General features: G+C 36.3%; 23 protein-coding genes. 10 read left to right on the top strand and 13 right to left on the bottom strand.

From position 1 onward, the window contains the following. Window positions 1–180 precede the first annotated feature (180 nt). The gene (locus AC2CGR_RS01350) at window positions 181–1827 is read left to right on the top strand and encodes a peptide ABC transporter substrate-binding protein (RefSeq protein ID WP_087965503.1); all 1647 of its coding nucleotides are present in this window, start codon (window positions 181–183) and stop codon (window positions 1825–1827) included. Window positions 1828–1855: 28 nt separating this feature from the next. Here AC2CGR_RS01350 and AC2CGR_RS01355 read toward each other — a convergent pair whose 3' ends face one another. Further along, window positions 1856–2059, bottom strand: coding sequence for a hypothetical protein (locus tag AC2CGR_RS01355; RefSeq protein WP_000559976.1), 204 nt, complete (start codon window positions 2057–2059; stop codon window positions 1856–1858). A 593-nt stretch (window positions 2060–2652) separates the two neighbouring features. On the opposite strand from AC2CGR_RS01355, the gene spx reads away from it, so the two are divergent. Next, window positions 2653–3048 carry a transcriptional regulator Spx gene (gene spx, locus AC2CGR_RS01360; RefSeq protein WP_000258267.1) on the top strand — a complete coding sequence of 132 codons (396 nt, stop codon included), beginning with the start codon at window positions 2653–2655 and terminating at the stop codon, window positions 3046–3048. A 49-nt stretch (window positions 3049–3097) separates the two neighbouring features. Here spx and AC2CGR_RS01365 read toward each other — a convergent pair whose 3' ends face one another. Then, the gene (locus tag AC2CGR_RS01365; RefSeq protein WP_000362615.1) at window positions 3098–3772 is read right to left on the bottom strand and encodes a TerC family protein; all 675 of its coding nucleotides are present in this window, start codon (window positions 3770–3772) and stop codon (window positions 3098–3100) included. Between the two features lie 327 nt (window positions 3773–4099). Here AC2CGR_RS01365 and mecA point away from each other — a divergent pair, with 327 nt between their 5' ends. The 4 genes from mecA (at window position 4100) to pepF (ending at window position 9602) form a co-directional block, all read left to right on the top strand. Beyond that, a complete protein-coding gene (gene mecA / locus AC2CGR_RS01370) occupies window positions 4100–4783 on the top strand; it encodes an adaptor protein MecA (protein ID WP_000350711.1) in 684 nt (227 codons plus the stop codon). 72 nt (window positions 4784–4855) lie between these two features. After that, the gene (locus AC2CGR_RS01375) at window positions 4856–6400 is read left to right on the top strand and encodes a cardiolipin synthase (RefSeq protein WP_000799204.1); all 1545 of its coding nucleotides are present in this window, start codon (window positions 4856–4858) and stop codon (window positions 6398–6400) included. 80 nt (window positions 6401–6480) lie between these two features. Then, window positions 6481–7725 carry a competence protein CoiA gene (locus AC2CGR_RS01380; RefSeq protein WP_131101628.1) on the top strand — a complete coding sequence of 415 codons (1245 nt, stop codon included), beginning with the start codon at window positions 6481–6483 and terminating at the stop codon, window positions 7723–7725. Between the two features lie 50 nt (window positions 7726–7775). Then, window positions 7776–9602 (top strand): oligoendopeptidase F, encoded by a 1827-nt coding sequence (pepF, locus tag AC2CGR_RS01385; RefSeq protein ID WP_270185385.1) that lies wholly within the window; start codon window positions 7776–7778, stop codon window positions 9600–9602. Window positions 9603–9719: 117 nt separating this feature from the next. Here the strand turns inward: pepF and AC2CGR_RS01390 are convergent, their stop codons facing one another. The 4 genes from AC2CGR_RS01390 to AC2CGR_RS01405 all read right to left on the bottom strand — a co-directional run bounded on the left by AC2CGR_RS01390 (window position 9720) and on the right by AC2CGR_RS01405 (window position 12173). Next, a complete protein-coding gene (locus AC2CGR_RS01390; protein WP_000754592.1) occupies window positions 9720–9893 on the bottom strand; it encodes a hypothetical protein in 174 nt (57 codons plus the stop codon). Window positions 9894–10122: 229 nt separating this feature from the next. Further along, entirely contained in the window at window positions 10123–11016 is an 894-nt protein-coding gene (locus AC2CGR_RS01395; RefSeq protein WP_087951667.1) for a ClpXP adapter SpxH family protein, read from the bottom strand. Further along, window positions 11016–11414, bottom strand: a complete 399-nt coding sequence (locus AC2CGR_RS01400) for a globin domain-containing protein (RefSeq protein WP_087951668.1) — start codon at window positions 11412–11414, stop codon at window positions 11016–11018. Before AC2CGR_RS01400 ends, AC2CGR_RS01395 begins: the two co-directional genes overlap by 1 nt. Before the next feature lie 180 nt (window positions 11415–11594). Further along, window positions 11595–12173 (bottom strand): CYTH domain-containing protein, encoded by a 579-nt coding sequence (locus AC2CGR_RS01405; RefSeq protein WP_087965495.1) that lies wholly within the window; start codon window positions 12171–12173, stop codon window positions 11595–11597. A 144-nt stretch (window positions 12174–12317) separates the two neighbouring features. Between AC2CGR_RS01405 and AC2CGR_RS01410 the strand changes: the two genes are divergently transcribed. Genes AC2CGR_RS01410 through AC2CGR_RS01425 form a run of 4 tightly spaced genes read left to right on the top strand, consistent with a single transcriptional unit; the run spans window position 12318 to window position 15083 of the window. Continuing rightward, window positions 12318–12689 carry a UPF0738 family protein gene (locus AC2CGR_RS01410; RefSeq protein ID WP_001180001.1) on the top strand — a complete coding sequence of 124 codons (372 nt, stop codon included), beginning with the start codon at window positions 12318–12320 and terminating at the stop codon, window positions 12687–12689. A gap of 30 nt (window positions 12690–12719) precedes the next feature. Next, window positions 12720–13358: a GTP diphosphokinase gene (gene yjbM / locus AC2CGR_RS01415; protein ID WP_001081480.1), complete on the top strand. Its 639-nt coding sequence runs from the start codon at window positions 12720–12722 to the stop codon at window positions 13356–13358. A gap of 18 nt (window positions 13359–13376) precedes the next feature. Continuing rightward, window positions 13377–14174: an NAD kinase gene (locus AC2CGR_RS01420; protein ID WP_000673184.1), complete on the top strand. Its 798-nt coding sequence runs from the start codon at window positions 13377–13379 to the stop codon at window positions 14172–14174. Window positions 14175–14189: 15 nt separating this feature from the next. Continuing rightward, window positions 14190–15083 (top strand): RluA family pseudouridine synthase, encoded by an 894-nt coding sequence (locus AC2CGR_RS01425; RefSeq protein WP_087965492.1) that lies wholly within the window; start codon window positions 14190–14192, stop codon window positions 15081–15083. Window positions 15084–15131: 48 nt separating this feature from the next. Here the strand turns inward: AC2CGR_RS01425 and AC2CGR_RS01430 are convergent, their stop codons facing one another. The 7 genes from AC2CGR_RS01430 to AC2CGR_RS01460 all read right to left on the bottom strand — a co-directional run bounded on the left by AC2CGR_RS01430 (window position 15132) and on the right by AC2CGR_RS01460 (window position 22454). After that, window positions 15132–16520: a peptidase G2 autoproteolytic cleavage domain-containing protein gene (locus AC2CGR_RS01430; RefSeq protein ID WP_087965490.1), complete on the bottom strand. Its 1389-nt coding sequence runs from the start codon at window positions 16518–16520 to the stop codon at window positions 15132–15134. A gap of 141 nt (window positions 16521–16661) precedes the next feature. After that, window positions 16662–17402, bottom strand: a complete 741-nt coding sequence (gene prpE / locus AC2CGR_RS01435; protein ID WP_131101638.1) for a bis(5'-nucleosyl)-tetraphosphatase PrpE — start codon at window positions 17400–17402, stop codon at window positions 16662–16664. Between the two features lie 74 nt (window positions 17403–17476). Next, the gene (locus AC2CGR_RS01440) at window positions 17477–18637 is read right to left on the bottom strand and encodes an FtsW/RodA/SpoVE family cell cycle protein (protein WP_131101639.1); all 1161 of its coding nucleotides are present in this window, start codon (window positions 18635–18637) and stop codon (window positions 17477–17479) included. Between the two features lie 146 nt (window positions 18638–18783). Then, window positions 18784–19719 (bottom strand): glycosyltransferase family 2 protein, encoded by a 936-nt coding sequence (locus AC2CGR_RS01445; protein ID WP_131101641.1) that lies wholly within the window; start codon window positions 19717–19719, stop codon window positions 18784–18786. A 6-nt stretch (window positions 19720–19725) separates the two neighbouring features. Continuing rightward, window positions 19726–20484: a class I SAM-dependent methyltransferase gene (locus AC2CGR_RS01450; protein ID WP_087965481.1), complete on the bottom strand. Its 759-nt coding sequence runs from the start codon at window positions 20482–20484 to the stop codon at window positions 19726–19728. A 141-nt stretch (window positions 20485–20625) separates the two neighbouring features. Continuing rightward, complete coding sequence (locus AC2CGR_RS01455) at window positions 20626–21471, bottom strand: TylF/MycF family methyltransferase (RefSeq protein ID WP_484480453.1); 846 nt, start codon at window positions 21469–21471, stop codon at window positions 20626–20628. A 122-nt stretch (window positions 21472–21593) separates the two neighbouring features. Beyond that, window positions 21594–22454 carry a BclA C-terminal domain-containing protein gene (locus AC2CGR_RS01460; protein ID WP_484480454.1) on the bottom strand — a complete coding sequence of 287 codons (861 nt, stop codon included), beginning with the start codon at window positions 22452–22454 and terminating at the stop codon, window positions 21594–21596. Between the last annotated feature and the right edge of the window lie 50 nt (window positions 22455–22504).

A 22504-nucleotide genomic window follows, 5' to 3' on the forward strand; every position in this document is an offset into this window, starting at 1 on the left:
GATAATCAGCAATATAAAACGTTTACAAAGGTTTATTTTTTAACAGAAAATTTTAATAAAATAGAAATATAAATATACAAAAAATATATTTGTGTGTATAATATGAATTATTAGAACATATATATATATTTCTTTTTGTTTGAAAATGAAAGGGCTAACATTTTTGTGGAGGGTGGAAGTATGAAAAAAAAGATGCCAGTTTTTGTAGTATCAACAGTAGCAATGAGCATGATGTTAGGGGCATGTAGCTACCAAAAAGATGAACCGCAAGCGAACGCAAAAGGGGATAGCGGGAAAAGCGGTGCGAAGCAAGTTATTAACTTAATTGAAACGCAAGAAATTCCAACGATGGATCCAGCGTTATCAGCTGATGCAGTTTCTTCAAGAGTAATGGGTAATACGATGGAAGGCTTATACAGTTTAGGAAAAGATGATAAGCTAGTTCCTGGTGTAGCGAAGGAATTCAAAAAGTCAGAAGACGGTAAAAAATATACATTTAAATTACGTGAAGACGCAAAATGGTCAAATGGTGAGCCTGTGACGGCGAAAGATTTCGTATACGCATGGCAAAGAGCGATTAACCCAGATACGGCTGCGAAATCAGCGTACATTATGTATGATATAAAAAATGCAGAAAAAATTAATAAAAAAGAGATGAGTCCGGATCAATTAGGGGTAAAGGCAATTGATGATTATACATTAGAAGTGGAATTAGATAATTCAATTCCATACCTTGTAGATTTAATGGTATATCCAATCTTCTATCCTGTGAATGAAAAGTTTGTGAAAGAGCAAGGTACAAAGTTTGGTTTGGAAGCGAATACAACACTTTATAACGGACCATTTACATTAAGTGATTGGCAACATGAACGTAGCTTTAAAATGACAAAGAGTGCGTCATATTGGGACAATAAAGAAGTGAAAATTGAGGAAGTAAACTTTAATATTGTAAAAGATACGTCTACGCCAATTAATTTATATGAAACAAATGCAATCGATCGAGCGACGTTATTAGCAGAGTTCATCGATAAATATAAAGGAAAACCAGATTTCCAAACAGTAGAAGATACATCTGTATTCTTCCTTCGTTTAAATCAAAAAGATCCAGCGTTAGCAAATAAAAATATTCGTAAAGCAATTTCACTTGCTTTTGAACGTAAGCCGTTCGTTGATACCTTATTAAATAACGGTTCTAAGCCAGCGACAGGATTAATTCCTGATAACTTCATTAAAGGACCGGATAAAAAAGACTTCCGTGCTGTAAATGGAGATATTGTAAAACCAAACGTGAAAGAAGCGAAGAAATATTGGGAAGCTGGTAAAAAAGAGCTTGGCAAAAATGAAATCGAATTAGAGCTATTAAATGAAGACGTTGAATTATCGAAGAAAACAGGTGAGTATTTAAAAGGTGAATTAGAAAAGAATTTACCAGGCTTAACAGTGAAAATTAAACAACAACCATTTGCGCAAAAACTAAAATTAGAAGATGCGGGCGATTTCGTCATGTCATTCTCTGGATGGAGTGCAGACTTCCCAGATCCAATTACATATCTTGATATGTTTGTAACTGATGGATCACAAAATAAAATGAAATATTCTAATCCGAAATATGATGAGATCATCATGAAAGCGAAAAAAGATGGAAGTGATGTAAATGCTCGTTGGAAAAGTTTACTAGAAGCAGAAAAAATGTTACTTGATGACGCTGCGATTGTTCCGGTATATCAACGTGGTAGAGCATACTTACAAAGAGAATCAATTAAAAATATGTACAACCATAAATATGGCGGCGATTTAAGCTTTAAATGGGCGTCAGTAGAGAAATAAGAAAAAAGCAGGTGATTACCTGCTTTTTTTAATACGTACGTTTCTTATAAATACCTTTCCCGCCAACTTCGTTCCAGCCGGATTGGACATCCAAACTTTTATTAACAAACTTCATTTTTTCTTTTCCGCCAAAGAGTTTTTCACCAATACTATTTGTAATGACGCCAATCAATGCTGTTATTCCGATGATGAGGGCAGCAACAGTGACAAAATCAATAAAAAAAGCAATCATTCGCAAATTCCCCCTTTGCCTGTCTGTATGTTTATTGTATGAGATAAAAGATAAAAAAGAAAGAAATGTCAGAAAAATGTTCGGTTTATTTTAGAAATCTTATAGACATGGATGCGAATGTTTGTTAAAATAAGAACAAATGTTCTTTGTGGTTCTCACTTAGATAGTCTTACATTTCATAATTGATTTATCAGGAAAAGGTAAGAAAACGTTCTCTTTTTCATAGGGAAGATTATGAGAAAATAACTATATATCACATGAAAAATCTATGAAAAGCAAGTGTTAAGAGGATTGAAGGTTATTGTTAAAAGACAGTTGATGTAAGTGTGATCATGTTACATAGCAGTGGAATACACGGAAGAGTTTTCTCAATTAGAAGGAAATTTACTGTATATTTCTTGCAAAATCTATTGTATAATGATTATAGAAGTTACTTATTAAAAGTAATTGTTGTTTGCTAAAAGTTGTTGCTTACATGAAATGCGATTTTTTTACTTTGTTTTAAGACAAGGTATCGCGAAAAATTGCTGAATTTAGAAATTTAAACTGTAATTAGTACAGAATTTGTACTCTTTAAGGAGAGTGAGCTTTGTATGGTAACATTATATAGTTCTCCAAGCTGTACGTCTTGTAGAAAGGCGAAATTATGGCTAGAGGAAAATCATATTCCTTATACAGAACGTAATATTTTCTCAGATCCATTAACGATCGAGGAAATTAAAGAGATTTTGCGTATGACAGAAAGCGGAACGGATGAGATTATTTCTACTCGTTCGAAAGTTTTCCAAGAATTAAATGTAAACTTAGAGTCTTTACCACTTCAAGATTTATATAAGATGATTCGTGACTATCCAGGGATTTTACGTCGTCCGATTATGATTGACGAGAAACGCCTTCAAGTAGGTTACAATGAAGACGAAATCCGCCGCTTCTTACCGCGTACAGTAAGAACGTTCCAATTGCGTGAAGCACAGCGTCTTGTAAATTAATTATAATAATATGAAAACCTTCTACCTATTATATAGTAGAAGGTTTTTTTTAATGTTTCACATTTCGTAATCGAACTTGTTGAACGATAAAACCGATGCATAAAATGGTGAAAATAAACAAGTACGGAATGCTTGCAGTGAAACTTGGATTGTTATGAAAAAAGGTTGCAAGTCTGTCTTCATGTGTGACCATTTTTCCTGCTGTATAAGCGAGAATTGCGGCCCCGCAATAGATGAGGAATGGAAAGCGTTCCATAAGTATTAAAATGAGTTTGCTGCCCCAAATAATGATCGGGATAGAAATGAGTAAGCCGATTATGACGAGTAAAAATCTTCCGTGAGCTGCCCCTGCAATAGCAATAACGTTGTCAAATCCCATAACAAGGTCCGCGAATACAATTGTACGCACAGCTTGAAATAAAGTTGTTTTTCCTTGAATAGAAGAAAGATCGTTGCTATTATCAGTTAGTAAATTTACTGCAATTAATGTAAGTAAAACGCCGCCGATAAGTTGCAGAAATGGAATGTCGAGTAAATAGACAGCTAGTATAGTAAGGACAATTCTTAGTACGATTGCTAAAAGAGTACCGATCAAAATGGCTTTATTTCGTTTTGATTCAGGTAAATTTCGGCTAGCTAGTGCGATGACAATTGCGTTGTCACCACCTAATACAACATCGATACCGACAATCATTAGTACGGATGTTAAAAACTCTAAGTCCATTCGTCTGCCTCCATTTATGATGTTTTAATAAGCGAACTATATGTATGTGGTGAAGAGAGATCTAGTAAAAGTTTCACTTTATTACAGTGTACGGGGGAAGGTGGAAATGTATGTCCAAATTTTTTATGAGTGAGAAATCGCCATAATGATATATTTGTGTATACCATCAAATGAAGATAGGCATATAACTATTTTTGTAAAATAAATCGATTTTATTTCCATTATGGAGAATCTTATCATAAAATGAGAGTACAAGAATCTATTGATTTGTCATATGAGTGGGGAATCCCTTCATAACAATTCTAAGCAGGAAGGGAGAGTTGTATTTTGGATATTGAAAGAATTAATGATCATACGATGAAATTTTTTATTACGTACATTGATATAGAGGACAGAGGCTTTAATCGTGAGGAAATTTGGTATGACCGCGAAAGAAGCGAAGAGCTCTTTTGGGAAATGATGGACGAAGCTCGTGATCATGACGATTTCTTTATTGATGGGCCGTTATGGATTCAAGTGCAAGCAGTCGATAAAGGGATTGAAGTACTTGTAACGAAAGCAGAACTTTCAAAGGATGGACAAAAGCTAGAACTGCCAATAGGTGTAGATAAAATTATAGACATTCCTTTAGATGAAGGCATTGAATCATTATTCCAGCAAGAATTAGTGGAAGAGGTAGAAGAACAAGCAGGTACAAACTTTAACGAAGATGGTACGTTTGGCTTTTTAATTAAGTTTAATGATTTTGAAGATGTCATTTCCTTAAGCCACCGTCTTATCTTTGAAGATATAAAAGATGAGCTGTATTCATTTGAGAACCGCTATTATGTATATGTGGAATTCGATGAAGTGCTACATGATGAAGAAGAAATTGACCGCATTTTAAGTATTGTTTTAGAATACGGAGAAGAATCAACTTTAACCATTCATCGTGTAAGTGAGTATGGGAAACAAATTGTGAAAGAGCATGCGCTTGAAACAATTCGCAATAATTTTCCTGCTAAAACGTAGGCCGATTTCTGTAGTATGAAATCGGCTTTTTATATGAAGAATAGGAAAGCTTTCTTAGTAAGGAGGTAAGAGATGAAAAATACGTTAAAGTTGATTTTCTTTGTTTTACTATTGTTCGCATTATTTGTTTCATTACGTATGTTTATTGATGTAGCATTTTATTCGGATGTAATTGGGATAAAGGATGTTTCGATTTTAGGTATTATTAGTATTTTATTTACGGTATCTGCATTTTTAATTGGCTGCGTTATTTTCTTAGAGAACCGTCATCCTTCAAAAACACTTACATGGCTCATTGTGTTAGGTATTTTTCCGGTATTTGGATTCTTCGCTTATTTATTATTCGGACAGAACTTTCGGAGGAAGAGAATGTTCCAAAAGAAGGCGTTGCTCGATGAACAAGCGTTTTTACAATATAAGGGGCATGAAGATTACGAAGAGCGGATTTTGCGCAATCATAAGCATCAAGAGCTGTTATTTCGTTTAGCGGATCGCTTAGGCGCTTTAAATATTTCATTTCAAACTGAAACGAGAACATTAACAAATGGAGATGAAACGTTTCAGGCCATTTTAGATGGATTAAAACGAGCGAAACATCACATTCATATGGAATATTACATTGTGCGTGATGATAAGCTTGGAACAGAAATTAAAGATATTTTAATACAAAAATCAAAAGAGGGCGTAGTCGTTCGTTTTTTATATGATGCGGTTGGAAGTTTTAAATTATCAAAATCGTATATTGAAGAATTAAACGATGCAGGTGTAGAAATGATTCCGTTCTTCCCTGTGCGCTTTCCGATTTTAAACGATAAGATTAATTATCGAAATCACCGGAAAATCGTTATTATTGATGGGAATGAAGGATTTGTAGGTGGATTAAATATTGGTGATGAATATTTAGGGAAGGATAAGTACTTCGGCTTTTGGCGAGACACGCATTTATATTTGCGTGGTGAAGCTGTACAAAGTTTGCAGCTTATTTTCCTTCAGGATTGGTTTTATATGACTGGTGAGGCTGTGCTAGCCCCTGAATATTTACAAGCGAAAGCAGTTGAGGGCGAGCATTGGGGCGGCGTGCAGCTCGTTGCAGGTGGGCCGGATAATAAATGGGAAACAATTAAACATTTATATTTTGCCATGATTGCTTCTGCGCGGAAATCCATTTGGATTGCAACGCCGTATTTTATCCCGGATGATGATATTTTATCCGCATTAAAAGTAGCGGCACTTGCTGGTATTGATGTTCGGTTGTTAATGCCGAGTAAGCCTGATAAACGAACTGTCTTTTACGCATCGAGATCGTACTTCCCAGAGCTTTTAGATGCAGGGGTAAAGATATATGAATACGAAAAAGGTTTTCTCCATAGTAAAGTTGTTATTGTCGATTCTGATTTAGCTTCAATTGGGACTGCTAATATGGATATGAGAAGTTTTCATTTGAACTTTGAAGTAAATGCCTTTTTATATGATACAGATAGCATTCGAAAACTTGTTCAAGATTTTAAAGATGATTTAGAAGAATCAAGTGAAATTCATGTTGATCGTTTTCATAAAAGGCGTCTTCATAGACGAATTGTTGAATCAACGTACCGGTTATTATCGCCTTTATTATAAAAAGAGATGTCCGAAATTGGGACATCTCTTTTTTAAAAGGAATTTGTAATAAATTGTAGAATATAAGGAGCTGAAAGGGTGTGATTACGATGTTTATCGCCAAAAGAGAAAACGGAGAAAAAATTCATCTACTCGATCATCATGATGAAGAGCTTTTACACCGTATGCGTAAAAGGGAGAGTTTCTTTTGCACAGCTTGCGGGAAGGAAGTACAAATGAGATTAGGGAAACAAAAAAAGTGGCATTTTGCTCATAAGAAAGTGGATTCATGTTTGGCTTTTTATGAAGCAGAATCGATATACCATATCCACGGTAAAGAATTGTTATATAGATGGCTAAAACGTCAAAACTTTCATGTAGAGATAGAGCATTATCTGCCAGCGATTCAGCAACGACCGGATATTTTCATAGAGAGAGCAGGGAGAAAAATCGCGATTGAATACCAGTGCGCAAATCTCTCTATAGAACAGCTGTACAAACGAACCCATTCGTATTGGCGAGCCAGTATACAGGTCGTTTGGATCATTGGTGGAAATCAATTGAAGAAGCAATCAGCATATTGGATGAAATTTTCCTCACTTATGGCTTTCTCCTTACAATCTTATCCTCAGCCACTTCTTATTTTCTTCTGTTCTAAACAAAAATCATTTATGAAATGCACGTTTCTCACTTCATTTTCTACAAGCGTCTCGTTCTCACATATTATATATTTACCAACTGAAACGACTACTTTTGAAATGCTCTTTTCTTCTGTTCCTTTTCAAAAGGAAATATTAGAACGAGAATGGAAGAAGCGAAAGGACTATTTTCGAAAAAATGCTTTGCCTATTTGGAATTATAATCATAAGTCACTATTACGCCTCTTGTATCAATGTAAATATACCCCAGCAAATTTCCCTTCTGAAATTGGTGTGCCGCTTCCGTCCTCATTTGCTTTTCAAACAAATCCATTTATATGGCAAGCTTTTTTATATATGAAGTGTATAGGTGAGCTTGCGGTAGGGGATTATATTTCCCTTCCATACGTGTGTAGTTATATAAAAAAGTATACGAAAAGGCGTATGCTCCCATACTTTTCACAGCATATATGGAAAGTGGCAGTTACTGAATATATGACATTTTTATGCTATGTAGGTGTATTGCAGAAAGTAGGGACGTATAAGTACCGGAAAAAAAGGAGGATAGTTATGCTGAAAACAGAGGAGGAAGTTATGAAATATGATGAAGTTTGCTTAGCGTATGCCTTATCTTTATTTGAGGAAAAGTACAACATGGGAGAAGGAAAAGGGGATATAATAAAGACTGATCGTGAAGGAATTACATAAGAAAAATCGAATTGTATGTAAGTAGAGATATTTAAAGGAGGGCTTAAAGGATGTCTGAACAAAACACAGCAAAAACATTACCAGATCGTAACGAGATTGAAGAATCAAATACTTGGCGATTAGAAGATATTTTTCAAACAGATGCAGAATGGGAAAAAGAATTCCAAGCTATTAAAGAGCTATTACCGAAGTTAACTGAATTTAAAGGGAAACTTGGTGACTCTGCGAACAATTTACTTGAAGCATTGCAATATGAAGATGAAATTTCAATGCGATTAGGTAAGCTATATACATATGCACATATGCGTTACGATCAAGATACAACAAACTCTGTGTATCAAGCATTAAATGACCGCGCGACAAATTTATATTCACAAGTATCTAGTAGCACAGCATATATTGTGCCTGAAATTTTATCGATATCAGAAGATACGCTACAAACATTTTTAAAAGAAAATAGAGACTTAAGTGTATATGAACATGCATTAGAAGAAATTACGCGCCAACGTCCGCACGTATTATCTGAAGCGGAAGAGGCTTTATTAGCAGAAGCATCTGAAGTAATGAGTGCGTCAAGTAATACATTTGGTATGTTGAATAATGCGGATTTGAAATTCCCATCTATTAAAGGTGAGGATGGAGAAGAAGTAGAAATCACACATGGTCGTTACATTCAGTTTTTAGAAAGTGATGATCGTCGTGTGCGCGAAGATGCGTTCAAAGCTGTATATGAAACGTACGGAAAATATAAGAACACATTTGCAAGTACGTTAAGCGGAGCTGTAAAGCGTAATAATTTTAATGCACGCGTTCGTAAATATGACTCTGCACGTCAAGCAGCATTAAGTAATAATAATATTCCTGAAGCGGTGTACGATCAACTCGTTGAATCTGTAAATGATAATTTACACTTGCTACATCGTTACATTGATATTCGTAAGCGTGCACTAGGGCTTGATGAGCTTCATATGTATGATTTATATACACCACTTGTACCAGAAGTGAAAATGAATGTGAAGTATGAAGAAGCGCAAGACATGTTATTAAAGTCTTTACATGTACTTGGTGATGAGTATGTTGATATTTTGAAAGAAGCATATGAAAATCGCTGGGTAGATGTGTATGAGAATAAAGGAAAACGAAGCGGAGCATATTCATCTGGTGCATATGGAACAAATCCTTATATTTTAATGAACTGGCATGATAATGTAAATAATTTATTTACACTTGCTCATGAATTTGGCCATTCTGTCCATAGTTACTACACAAGAAAAACGCAGCCGCACGTATACGGTGACTATTCAATCTTCGTTGCGGAAGTAGCATCAACTTGTAATGAAGCGCTTCTAAACGATTATTTATTAAAAACGACAGAAGATAAGAAAGAGCGTCTATACTTATTAAATCATTATTTAGAAGGATTCCGTGGTACTGTATTCCGTCAAACGATGTTCGCAGAGTTTGAGCATATGATTCATAAGAAAGTACAAGAGGGACATGCGGTAACGCCAGACATGTTAACGGAGATCTACTATGATTTAAATAAGAAATATTTCGGTGATGCTTTAGTAATTGATGAAGAAATTGGTTTAGAGTGGTCTCGTATTCCGCACTTCTACTACAACTATTACGTATACCAATACGCAACAGGATTTAGTGCAGCAACGGCTCTATCTAAACAAATTTTAGAAGAAGGGCAACCAGCAGTAGAACGTTACATTAATGAGTTCTTAAAAGCAGGAAGCTCAGATTATCCAATTGAAGTGCTGAAGAAAGCTGGAGTAGATATGGCATCTCCAGAACCAGTAAAAGAAGCATTGCAAGTATTTGAAGAGAAATTAAATGAATTAGAAGCATTATTATTTGAAGAGAAGTAATAGAAAAGACGAGGAATTTGCCTCGTCTTTTTCTTAATGTCATTTTGTCGATATTTGTCGAGAAAATAAAGTGAATTGTCTTCTTTTTTCTAAATTAGAAGGCAGTTTTACAGTCCATTAAAACCCTTTAAATCGTTTCTTATGGTTGAAATAAGAGAGAGCGATGACAATGACTCCAAATAAAAGAGGGAAGGCAATCATTTTAGGAAAAGCTTGTAGTAGAGAGAGGATGTACAAGAAAAAAGAAACAATGATAGCTAGAATGATAAGTAAAATATACGTTTTTTTCATACAGAACACCTCCAAAATAGCTTTTTTATAGCTTATTCAAAAATGAAAACGTTTAGAATGTGACAAAAGTGTGAAATTCGACAAAAGGGGTTGTCATCTGACGTCGAATCTTGTAATATAATAAGCGTGAACGAATTCACATACAAACATATACCCCTTTGTTTGAACGTGAAAATTTCTCCCATCCCCTTTAATATTTTTATAAGCCGTAAAGAAAAAGACCTGGTGTTTACACCAGGTCTTTTTCTTTTGCTATCCATTTCCAATAACGCTCACATTTTACATCAATCATTTGTACTTTTCGTTTCAGTTGTAATTTTTTTAGTTCACGCTCAATTTCTTGCTTCGAGCAGTCATATATAAATGCTACTTCTTTTGAAGATATAAATTGCGTTGCTTCTAGTAATACCTCTAAAGATGGTAATGGTTCTGGCTCAATTTCACATTTTACAAGTTCTTTTAATAATTGTACGTATACGTCATAGGAATACGTTCCAGCGATTTTAATACCTTCTTCATCTGAATTTGCATGAAAAAATACGAGAGAAGGTATTTCTGTAATATGCATCTCATTTGTAAATTTCAAGTCACATTGGAAAGCTTTTTTTGCGCTAGCTGAATATAGGTCTTTTTTAAATTCTTCTACATCAATATCGCTATCTTTTGCGCATGCAAGTAATAATTCGCAGTTAGGATTTGATACATTTTCAAGGAAAATGTATTCTTGGAGTTTTCGCAAAAACTTCGAACCTGCTTTTCGGCCTTGCAACTCCGCTGCCTTAATTGCCATCGAAACTAAATATGGTGTTGACGATGCCTCTTGCATATGTACCTTTCCATCACATGAAAAACCTTGTAAACTTGTTGTCTTTTCCCACACAAATCGAATATTAGCAGGTTTATTCCATTTGTGTGAGGAAGCGTTCGTTCCGTCCACTTTTCCTGTTACGATATGACGAATAGAGAAGTATTTCCCATATTCAAGCCATAGTTTAATAATAAAGGGCTCAATTTCCCAGCAATCTTTACAAAGTGGATCAATAAATAAATATGCTTCTACAGACTTATGCTCACATGCGGAAGGAGAGGGCATATTGATATGCTTTGCTTCCTGTTTATCCATTATATTTCACCTGTTTCGTCTGGAGTATTAACCATATGCTGAGCAGTTAATGCTAAACGTTCAAAAACGAACTCTCTTATATGACCGTGCACTCCTGTATCATCCATTGCTTGCTCCATGCACGATAGCCAAGACTCTGCTCGTTTTGGAGTAATCTCAAACGGGAGATGGCGTGCTCTTAACATAGGATGACCATGTTCTTCAGTGTACAAATTAGGACCACCTAAATATTGTGTTAAAAATTGCTTCTGCTTCCTAGCTGTTTCTGTTAAATCATCCGGGAAGATGGGAGATAGGTCAGGGTGTTTACTGACATAGGAATAAAATGTGTCTACTAATATTGCAATGCATTGTTCACCGCCAATTGCTTCAAATGGTGTCATCGGTTGCTTGCTCATCCTTTTAAACTCCTTTTTCCATGAAATGTATATCTATTGTAGCAATGGAATGTTAGGGAGGGCAAATAAACAGCCTTCATAACGTTCTTTGCTTATTCTACAGATGTAAAAGAATCTTTTCTTTTTCAAAAAGTGAGATGTATCCACTAGTAGAACGTATTCACTAGTGGAATTTTCACTTTAGCGTGCTTTGTTTTGTTTGGCAAGGAAAAAGCGTTTTACTTTGTTATTTGTATGACGGATAGGTATGTTATGCTGCGTTAATAAATGAATAAAGGCAGCTTTTCCTGTTTCTTCATCTTGCACTTCAAATTCAATTTCATAATCATCGTGATTGTAATAGAAACTATGATCAAAGACAAGCGTTCCGCCTTCAAATAACGTTTCAGCTCTTTCAGTTGTTAAACTACCCATATAAGTTAAAGCAGAAACAGGAATTTGTAGTTTGCGTAGTTGATCCAGTACAGCCCCTGAAATAATTACGTTTGTTTCCATCATCATTCTTGCTTCGTTTTCTGTTACGACTTGATGTGTTTCTAACAAGCCGACTTTTGCAGGTTGTTTCAATGTTAATGTATAAGTTTCTCCTTTATGACGAATACGAAGTGCAGAGCCAGCTTCTTTTAATGAGAAGTTCGGTGTTTCAAAGTAGTGATTCACCTGTTTCGTAAATACTTCAATAGAGAATGATTTACATAATGTATTGAATTCTTCTTCTGTAACCATATTTTTAAATTCAATTTCAATTTCTTGTGTCATTGTATGCGCTCCTTTTGAAAAATAATTCTTTACACATTATCGCTTTTTCACAAATTTGGTTCAATGTTTTATTTGTTTGCGTCCATGTTATGATACAATAATACTGTTAAGTAAGACAGGAAGTTGAGATGGAGGAGTTAGAGCATGCAAAATAAAATCCAAGTTAAGAGCGTAGAAAAGAGAGAGAATGCTCTTATTTTTTGTGCGGAAAATAGTGAAATAGAGGTAAAGGAGTTAAGTGCGCGTAATCACGTACTTGTAGACTCAGACAATTTATCATTTTTATATATCTTAGAAAACGAATCATCTTTCATTTATGTAAGCATTCCGCATACATGCTGGGAAGCAATGCATGAAGCGATGAATAATGATATGGTCATGTTCGTTCGCGTAAATGACATTGAAATGGAATTAGAAGGATTAAAAGAAGAAGTAGAATATTTAGTTGAAAATATTGAAGGTAATGCAAATTACGGAGAAGAACTAGTAACTGCTGTAGAAAAAGTATTTCTATAAGCAAATGGATTGATTTTGGTGGTGGTTGAAATGAATCGAAATTGGGAAGAGTTTTTAGCACCTTACCACCAAGCGGTGGCAGAGCTGAAAGTGAAACTAAAAGGAATGCGTACTCAATTTGCAATGTTAACAGAGCATTCTCCAATTGAGTTTGTAACAGGAAGGGTAAAGTCGGTTGCAAGTATTATTGATAAAGCAGAGAAGAGAAATGTACCGCTAGACCGGCTACGAGAAGATATGCAAGACATCGCGGGCCTTCGAATGATGTGTCAATTTGTTGATGAGATTAAGCCTGTTGTAGAATATCTTCGAAAACGAAATGACTTTGAAATCGTGGAAGAACGTGATTATGTCACGCAAAAGAAAGATAGCGGTTATCGCTCTTATCACGTTGTCATTAGTTACCCAGTTCAAACGATTCAGGGAGAAAAAAAAGTATTGGTAGAAATCCAAATACGCACGTTAGCAATGAATTTTTGGGCAACGATTGAGCATTCTTTAAATTATAAATATAGTGGACGTTTTCCTGAAGATATAAAAATACGCTTACAACGTGCAGCGGAGGCAGCATTTTTATTAGATGAAGAAATGTCTTCTATTCGTCTTGAAATTCAAGAAGCGCAGAAAGCTTTTTCAAGAAAGCAAGAAACGAAAGATTCCGAATCATAAACTAAAGGGTGTTGGGCGATGAAATTTACAATTATGTCAAAGGGAGATCAATCATCAGATGCACTGGCAAGTACGATGAAAGAGTACTTGCTAGATTTTGGATTTATAATGGATGAAAAGGAACCCGATATTGTAATTTCTGTTGGGGGAGATGGAACGCTTTTATATGCGTTTCATCGTTATTATAATCGATTGGATGAAACAGCATTTGTTGGTGTACATACAGGGCATTTAGGTTTCTATGCAGATTGGTTACCGACAGAAGTAGAGAAATTAGTAATTGCAATTGCTAAAACACCATTCCAAGTGGTGGAATATCCGCTTTTAGAAGTGATTATTCGCTATGTGAATGGGAGTAAAGAGTCACAGTATTTAGCGATGAATGAAGCGACTGTGAAGAGTGCAGAAGGTACATTAGTAACAGAAGTGGAAATACGCGGAGAGTACTTTGAAACATTCCGCGGGGATGGCCTTTGTATTTCTACTCCTTCGGGAAGTACTGCGTATAATAAGGCGCTTGGCGGAGCAATTATTCACCCTTCTATTGAAGCGATTCAAATTGCAGAAATGGCATCTATCAATAACCGTGTGTTTCGTACGGTAGGTTCGCCGCTTGTATTGCCGAAACATCATACATGTGTATTGAAGCCGACTGCAGGAATGAACTTGCAAATTACGGTGGACCATTTAACGATGGTTCATCAAGATGTGAAATCAATTCAGTATCGCGTGGCAAACGAGAAAGTACGATTTGTTCGTTTTCGTCCATTTCCGTTCTGGAAACGAGTTCGTGACTCGTTTGTTGCAGATAAATAGAAAGGGTTTATATATTTGAACAGATTTACATTGAAATGGGATATAGACTTGGCTGAGGAAGGAACTTTAGTAAGAGAATTTTTAAAAACAAAAGGGATTTCCAAGGCCGCATTAACGGATATAAAGTTTCAAGGCGGAGCTATTGAAGTAAATGGTCAATATGCGAGTGTCCGTCATCAGTTGCAAGCTGGTGAAGAATTACGTGTCTTTTTTCCGGTGGAGGAAAGAAGTGAAGGGATGATTGCAGAAGATATTCCTTTATGTATTGTATACGAAGATGATGCAGTTCTTGTCATAAACAAAGAGGCGAACATGTCAACGATTCCGTCTAGAGAACATCCGGCAGGAAGTGTTGCGAATGCGCTTTTATCTCATTATGATAAGCAACATCTTGCAAGTACGGTGCACATCGTAACGAGGTTAGATCGTGATACTTCAGGGCTTATGCTTATTGCAAAAAATCGTTTCGTGCATCATCTTTTATCGAAACAGCATCAACAAAAAGCTGTGAAAAGAACGTATGAAGCGATCGTTCATGGTGAGATGGTAGAACGGGAAGGAACGATTGACGCACCGATTGGACGAAAATCCGATAGCATTATTGAGCGAACCGTTTGTGAGGAGGGGCAAAGAGCCGTTACTCATTTTAGAGTGATTGATAGCGCCAATCATAAGACGCATGTATCGCTTGAGCTTGATACAGGAAGAACGCATCAAATTCGTGTGCATATGGCGCATATAGGACACCCGCTACTTGGCGATAATTTATATGGTGGAAAAAGGGATGAAATGAAACGACAAGCACTTCACAGTACATCTTTGGCGTTTTATCACCCTATTTTAGAGAAGGAAATGTCTTTCACTACAACAATTCCAAACGATATGCAAGCGGTAGTAAGACATACTTAAAAAGGGAACAAAATTCTTATGTAACGAAGAATTTTGTTCCCTTTTTTCTTAGCGGAATAATATTGAAATTTGATTTTCACTCGTGCGCTTTATAACGAAAAATCCACTTTCGGATTTTGTAGCAATGCCATCATCATTTGGACGACAATATCCATGCGTTTCGCAAGTACCGTCATCACGTACTAACATTTGTCCAATTAATCCGACAGGAAGCCACTCGGTACGATCTTTCCTTGCTATATATTTGCAAGCTGGATCCCATTCTGTATTTAAAAGTGGTTGTATGTCTTGCGATTCCGAACGTACATATTGGCGTTTTCCGAAGCTATCTGTTTTGTAGCGCTTTTGCCAACTTAAAGCACCGCTATTTCCTATAAGAGCGGGGGTTGCACTAGATATTCCTAAAATGAATGAATCGTTTGAAGTAGCGATTCGAATTTTTTCTTCGCTACTAAATGTAACGAAATAGCCTACATCAATAAGAGTATTGTCTACTGTTTCAAACATTTGTGCAAAATCAGTTCCGCTTGCATTGTAAGAAGCGCCATCAATGTACATTTCTCCATTATGAGCAAGCCACTTTGCACCGATATTATGATCGGTTTCATTTGTTCCATTTGCAATAAACCACGAATAAGATTCTTCTGCTTTGCCGAAGCGTCCCATAATATGGCTACCTGCAAAGTGAGCTGTGGATGTATGATTACCTTCCGCATGAGAAGAGAATCCGTTAGCGATAGTAGCGGTTCCTTCTGCATGTGCTGCTTCGCCTAAAGCGATTGTATGTTTACCTTCCGCATGAGAATAAGAGCCACCTGCTGTCGTTTCACTTCCTTCACTATGGGAACTATGTCCAGTTGCTTTCGTTTTTGATCCTTCTGCATGAGAGAAAGACCCTTTTGCATGTGTCAGAAGCCCTTCTGCATGTGAAGCTGTACCCTCTGCATTAGAGTGAAGCCCCTCTGCATGTGCATACCGTCCCCCTTTTTTTACTTTTGTATTTTCAGGTGTAGGGGTTTGAATTATGATAGTCTTTTCTGTTTGTATATCACCTGATGGTGCTAGTGCTTCTTTTATTTTTTTTACTTGTTTTATAATAGCAGCTGGAATTTCTGATTCCGCTTTTTTATTTATTGCTACAGGGATATTTTCTTCTATATTCTTCTCTGTTTGCTCAGAAGGCACAATCTGTTCATTATGAGTAGGAAGAGGGGTAGTTTTTTGCTTCATCTTTGTTTTTCGATTATCAATTATGCGGCTCATTACAGCATTTTCTAAAGAGACATATTTGGGTCTAGCTTTGTTTTTGGGGGAAGCCTCTTGTCCCTCCAATTCTTCTAAAGCTGCAGCTCGAATGCTGCACCAGTTGTTAATTCCGTACATGGGCAGATAAAAAGGCGGGCATTTTCTCTTTTGTTTAGAAGATTTTTTCTTCATTCTGTCACCTCCTGCGACAGTATATGCCGTGTCATTAAAAAAAGATGCACTTTATTGCATCTTTTTTTAATGACTTTACCCAATTTTTATATGAGAGACGCCTAAATGATAAGGCAATCCTTCGTAAGTCTTGCATAGGGGTTATGAAATTGGGCGGAATTTTTCTGGGACAAAAGGCAGGGAGGAAGGAACGGAAACAGTCTCCATTTCAGGATAACGTAGTCCGGTTAGTTTGCCACCAAATACAGCGCCAGTGTCAATATTGACTGTATGATTTACAAAGCGAGGTTCTTTTACGGGTGTATGTCCATATACAATCCAAGCTGTTCCCTTATACTCCTTCGCCCAGTCGCGACGGACAGGTGAGCCGTCAGCATGTTTTTCTCCTGTGATATCGCCATATAATACAAAGGTTTGTACTTTTTTATCTTGTCTTCCTATGTAATCTTGCCGAATGCCGGCGTGACACACAATTAACTTTTTCTCATCGAGTACGTGATAGAAAGGGGAGTGCTCGTAAAGTGTGATGAATTTTTCTTTTATCATGTTTTGTTTATGAGAAGGTAGTGTTTCATATTCGGCAACAGTTGTTTCGAGTCCATGAGCGATTGTTACATTACGTCCAAGGAAAAATCGGTATAGTTTATTACAGTGATTTCCTGGAGCGTAATAAGCGACTTTTTTATTTATGACAAGTTCCCATACAATTTCAATCATACGTAATGAATGAGGGCCGCGATCTGTAATATCACCAACAAACGCAAGTTTGCGTCGGTCAGGGTGAATCGGCAGGTCACTATTCCAGCTATATCCGAGTTTCTTCGTTAAATCTTGAAACTCATGGAAGCATCCGTGAATATCCCCTATAATGTCATATTTCATATGTAAACCTCCATCATATTTTTCATTAGTATATCTAAAAAAGGATAGAGATAAAAATATCATGTTTTTGTGCTTCAGTTGAACATAAAGATTTTCGTTCTTGAGCGGACATTTAAAACAAATCCAATCGCTATCATGTACGTGAGTAAGGAACTTCCTCCGTAGCTCATAAGGGGTAATGTGATTCCTGTAATAGGTAGTAATCCGATTGTCATCCCGATATTTTGAAATACTTGAAAAGTAAACATTCCGATTGTACCAGCGCAGATGTAACTACCGAAAGGGTCATTACTTTCTAAAGCGATATGAATCATGCGGAAAATAAGTAGGAAAAAAAGTGCAATAATGACACTTGCGCCTAAAAATCCAAATTGCTCAGCGACATTAGTGAAAATAAAATCTGTATGTGGTTCTGGAAAGTATACTTGTCCATTTTCCCAACCTTTTCCTTGCATTTCTCCAGATCCAGTAGCTAAGAAAGCTTGTCTTAATTGATAGCCTTGCGCATCATATTTGTATGGCGCTAACCAGCCATAGAAGCGATTTAGTTGATATTCTTGTAAAATGTGTGCTTTAAAGAATTTTGTATGAGTAAAAAAAATATAGGTTAATGTAACGCCAACTGCAAAAATACCGGAAACTAACCCGAAAATAAAACGCCAACGTATACCAGAAACTAGTATCATTGCTGCGAGCATAGCTGAAATTACCATTGTGTTTCCTAAATCAGGTTCCTTTGCAATAAGGAGCAGGGGTGGCAAACTTGTTGCGCATATTTTTCCGAGTAATAAAAAATCAGCGTGTATTGTTCGATAAAAATATTTCTCATTGTGATTGGCTATAATTCGTCCGGTGACGATAATTAAAAACAACTTCATAATTTCGGAAGGCTGGAAATTTCCGATGCCTGGGAGCCTGTACCAAGCGGTCGCACCTTTAATTGTAATGGCACCTGGTACTTGAAATTCTAGCCCAATAAGTAGTACCAATGCAAAGCTATATAAATACCAAGCAATTTTTTGATAACGATCGAAATCAATAATCATAATCATGCCAATGGCTATGAATCCAATGAAGTACCACTGGATTTGTTTTAATACAAAATTTACATTTTGCAAAAATGGTGGTAAAGAGGCTTGTGCACTTGCAATTGCAAAGCAACTAACAATCCCAATGGCAAATAAAATGATTAGTAATACGTAGTCTATTTGATATTGAGAATTTGGATCTTTCAATGTGTGTATTCCTTTCTATCGCCTAGTAAGTATACGGATCATGTCATGATAAAAATAATATACAAGCAGACTATGCATACATTTATTCCACTATTTGTGGGAAGTCATACATCACACGGAAGGAATAGTACCTACCGTGTGATGGACTATATGGCACGGAGTTCTTTTGTAACTATATTCAAACAATGAGAAAGGCGTATATGTGTATCGGTCGTTGGAATGAGCTCTGGATATAGCTGATAAAATGTTGTAGCATTTTTATACCATTCGCAAGCCTTTAACAGACTCGTTTTGTAATAGTCAATCTCTTGTAGGAAACCATATTTTTTTGAATTTAAAACGAGATGTGAAAAATCTTCGCAGCCTTCAAGGTATTTGTGATGTACTTGCTGTCCAGTATGAAGGCGGAAGGAACTTAAAGGTTCCGTGATGTAGATCGCGTCACCTTTGGAAAGTAAATTGATCCAAGAGGCCATATCAACACTACAATTATAATTTCTCCCATTTAAAGTACCGAAAGGTTCTGTTAATAGGCGTTTTCGAAAGAGTACAGTCGTAGGTTCACCGATAATATTTTGTCCTAGTATAAGCATATGGTTTCCAAGATCTGTCCCATTTAGTAGAGTATCTTCATCATATAATCTTTTCATGGAGGGATGTTGTTCAATTATCTCTCCATCGTCATTAATCCAAGTACGATAAGATGTAATAAGTGCGAGATTTTGATCTAAGTCTTTTTGGAAATAAAACATCATTTTTTCAATTTTACTATTATAAAATATATCATCATCCATTAAGAAATTTATGTACTCTCCATGGGACTGCTCTAATAGCATAAGTGAGTTATTAAATTGTCCTAGAGTAGTGGCATTTCGAATGTACGTTATGTGTTTATGATTAGGTAAATAATCTGTCTGCATTAGAATCTCTATTTCATCATTTGTACTATCGTCCCCTACAATAATTTCAATGTTTGGATAGGTTTGTGCTAATGCACTTTCTAGAGCGATTTTAAAATAATGAGGCCGATTATAGGTTGGAATAAGGATGGAAACGAGAGGTGGATTTTTTATATTATTCATATACAACTACCTTTCGGAAATTTTTTGTGTAAGAATAATATCTTGATAGCTTGTGTGTTCAGTTCTGCTACACCATGAACCATAATGGGGAGGAGTCTGCAATTCTAGTCCATACTTATTTAATAGGGTACGAACATCTTCCTCAGGATAGGCAACTGCGAAATTTGGGATCTCTTTATTTAGAACATAACAATTGTCAATTTGATGATAAAAACCTAACGCACTTAGACCTGCATTTAAATAATAGGAAGACTCAGGATTAATTAAAAAGAAAGTAATAAAACATCTCCCATCCTTTTTCAAAACTCGAGAAATTTCACTTAAGTAATGCTCTAATTCTTTCGGAAGAAGATGGGTAAATACAGACGTTAAAAAAATAAAGTCAAATGATTCATCTTCATATGGAAACTTGTATTGAGAAGCATCTTTTTTTCCATCGGGATTGTAAAATTGGTTATATATATCGACATGTTCAAAATGGAAATTGTTACGGCGTGTTGAAATGTTATTTTTGCACCATGTAATTCCCTTATTAAATAAGTCAAATCCATAATAAGTACCATCATCGCTTAAATAGTTCATTAATGGAACAGCCATCCGGCCGATACCACAGCCTACATCTAACACTGTTTCATTTGATTTTAAATTGCCAATTTCAATAAAATACTGCATAAACTCTTTTCCGACTTCTTCAAAGTCACCACCTACATATTGAACGAGTTCTGGGGGTGGAATTAATGTGGTTTTTTTCTCATTTTCGTTCATACATTCACTCCGTCCTTGTAGTAAAGTAAGAAATTTTTATTGCATATATAAGTTAATCATTTATAGTGAGGGGAACTTTACACGATTGGTTCTTATGAATCCGTAGTGTGATAGAACCCCTCAAAAGAATAAAATTGTATTCTATTCCTTTCGCCAATAAATACCGAAATCATCAATTTGAGTCATAGGAGCTTTTATGTTTCTTTCACTTCTGAAATCTGTTACAGCCTCTGCGCATGTTATCAATCCATAATCATCAATAATAATAAAGCCACCTGTTGAAACTTTATCGTATAAATTTACAAGACTATCCATCGTTGATTCATACATATCACCATCAAGGCGGGCAATTGCAATTTTTTCTATCGGTGCTGAAGGCAATGTATCTTTAAACCAACCCTTTAAAAATTTCACCTGATCATTTAATAAATCATATTTTCTAAAGTTTTCTTGCACTGTTTCTAAAGAAACTCGTAAGTAATCGAATGTGTGTAAATAATCACCGTAATCTTTCGGATATTGTTCTAAGTTAGGTGCGGGCAGACCTTCAAATGAATCGGCAACCCATACAGTACGATCCTTAATGTTGTTTGCTTGTAAAAACCCATTCATAAAAATGCATGATCCTCCGCGCCATACACCAGTTTCAATAAAATCGCCTTCTATATTTTCCCTGACTACAGTTTCCATCGCCTCTTGTAATTGATTCATACGTTTTCGACCAACCATACTGTGTGCAGCTCTTGGCCAATCCTTGCCACCTTGACGCTCATTGTTTGAAACGTTAGGATTAACGATTTTTAAATTGTGATTTTCTATATACTGCTTAAGGAATAAAGGAAGTGGAACCGTAACTGGTTCATATAATAGTTCTTTAGATATATGTAACGAAGCAGGTAAGTATGGTTCGTATTCTAACCATATTTCAAATAAAATTGTTTTCTTTAATAACTCAAGATAAAGCTGGACAGCCGATTTATTTTCCATATAAGTGCCTCCTGAAGAATGTCATACAACATTATGACTATGTAGAAAAGAAGGATTTAATGATTGAATTTACCAATGAAAAAGCAGTAAAACTGATATCAGTTTTACTGCTAAGTAAAAAATTAAGCGATTTTTTCAATAATAATAGATGCATTTGTACCAACAGCTAATGATAGCCCAAGCCCTGTAACGATTACTTCAATTAATGATGGAGTTGTCGTGATTTGCGTAATTGCTTGAACAACGATAGGTGCTCCAACTGAGATTAAAGTGGCCCCAGTACCTGGAACAGATACCCCATTTACTTGGATTGTAAGTCCTCCTAATAGACTTACTGCTGCAGTGTATACGATAACGGTAATTTTATAGAATCCAGTTTCACTAATTACGAAAGTATCAGGATCTAATTGAGAAATTGCTGTACCAAACTGAGATCCAACAGTATTAAATGGTACTGGAGCATTAAGCCCAATATCCAAAGAAATCCCAGCGGAGTTAAATGCATACAATCCTGCTGGAAGTCCTAGCCCTGATGGTCCAGTCGGTCCAGTCGGTCCAGTCGGTCCAGTCGGTCCAGTCGGCCCAGTTGGTCCAGTCGCGCCAGTGTCACCAGTTGGTCCAGTCGCGCCAGTGTCACCAGTTGGCCCAGTTGGTCCAGTCGCACCAGTGTCACCAGTTGGCCCGGTTGGTCCAGTTGTACCAGTGTCACCAGTTGGCCCGGTTGGTCCAGTTGTACCAGTGTCACCAGTCGGTCCAGTAGGCCCAGTCGGTCCAGTTGGTCCAGTCGGTCCAGTCGGCCCAGTTGGCCCAGTTGGCACAGTAGGCCCAGTAGGCCCAGTTGGTCCAGTCGGTCCAGTTGGCCCAGTCGGAAGGGTAAACGGTGGTATTGGTGGTAATGTTGGTCCTACAAGATTAGGGTCAAATGCACTAGCTGATAAAGATTCATCGGGATTCAATCCATCTGAATAATTATTATTTGACATAAATTCACCTCCATAAAGCGTTCATTATATAGTAGATGCAAAACCGGAAG

It is taken from the genome of Bacillus sp. LSHTCR4, assembly GCF_057197025.1.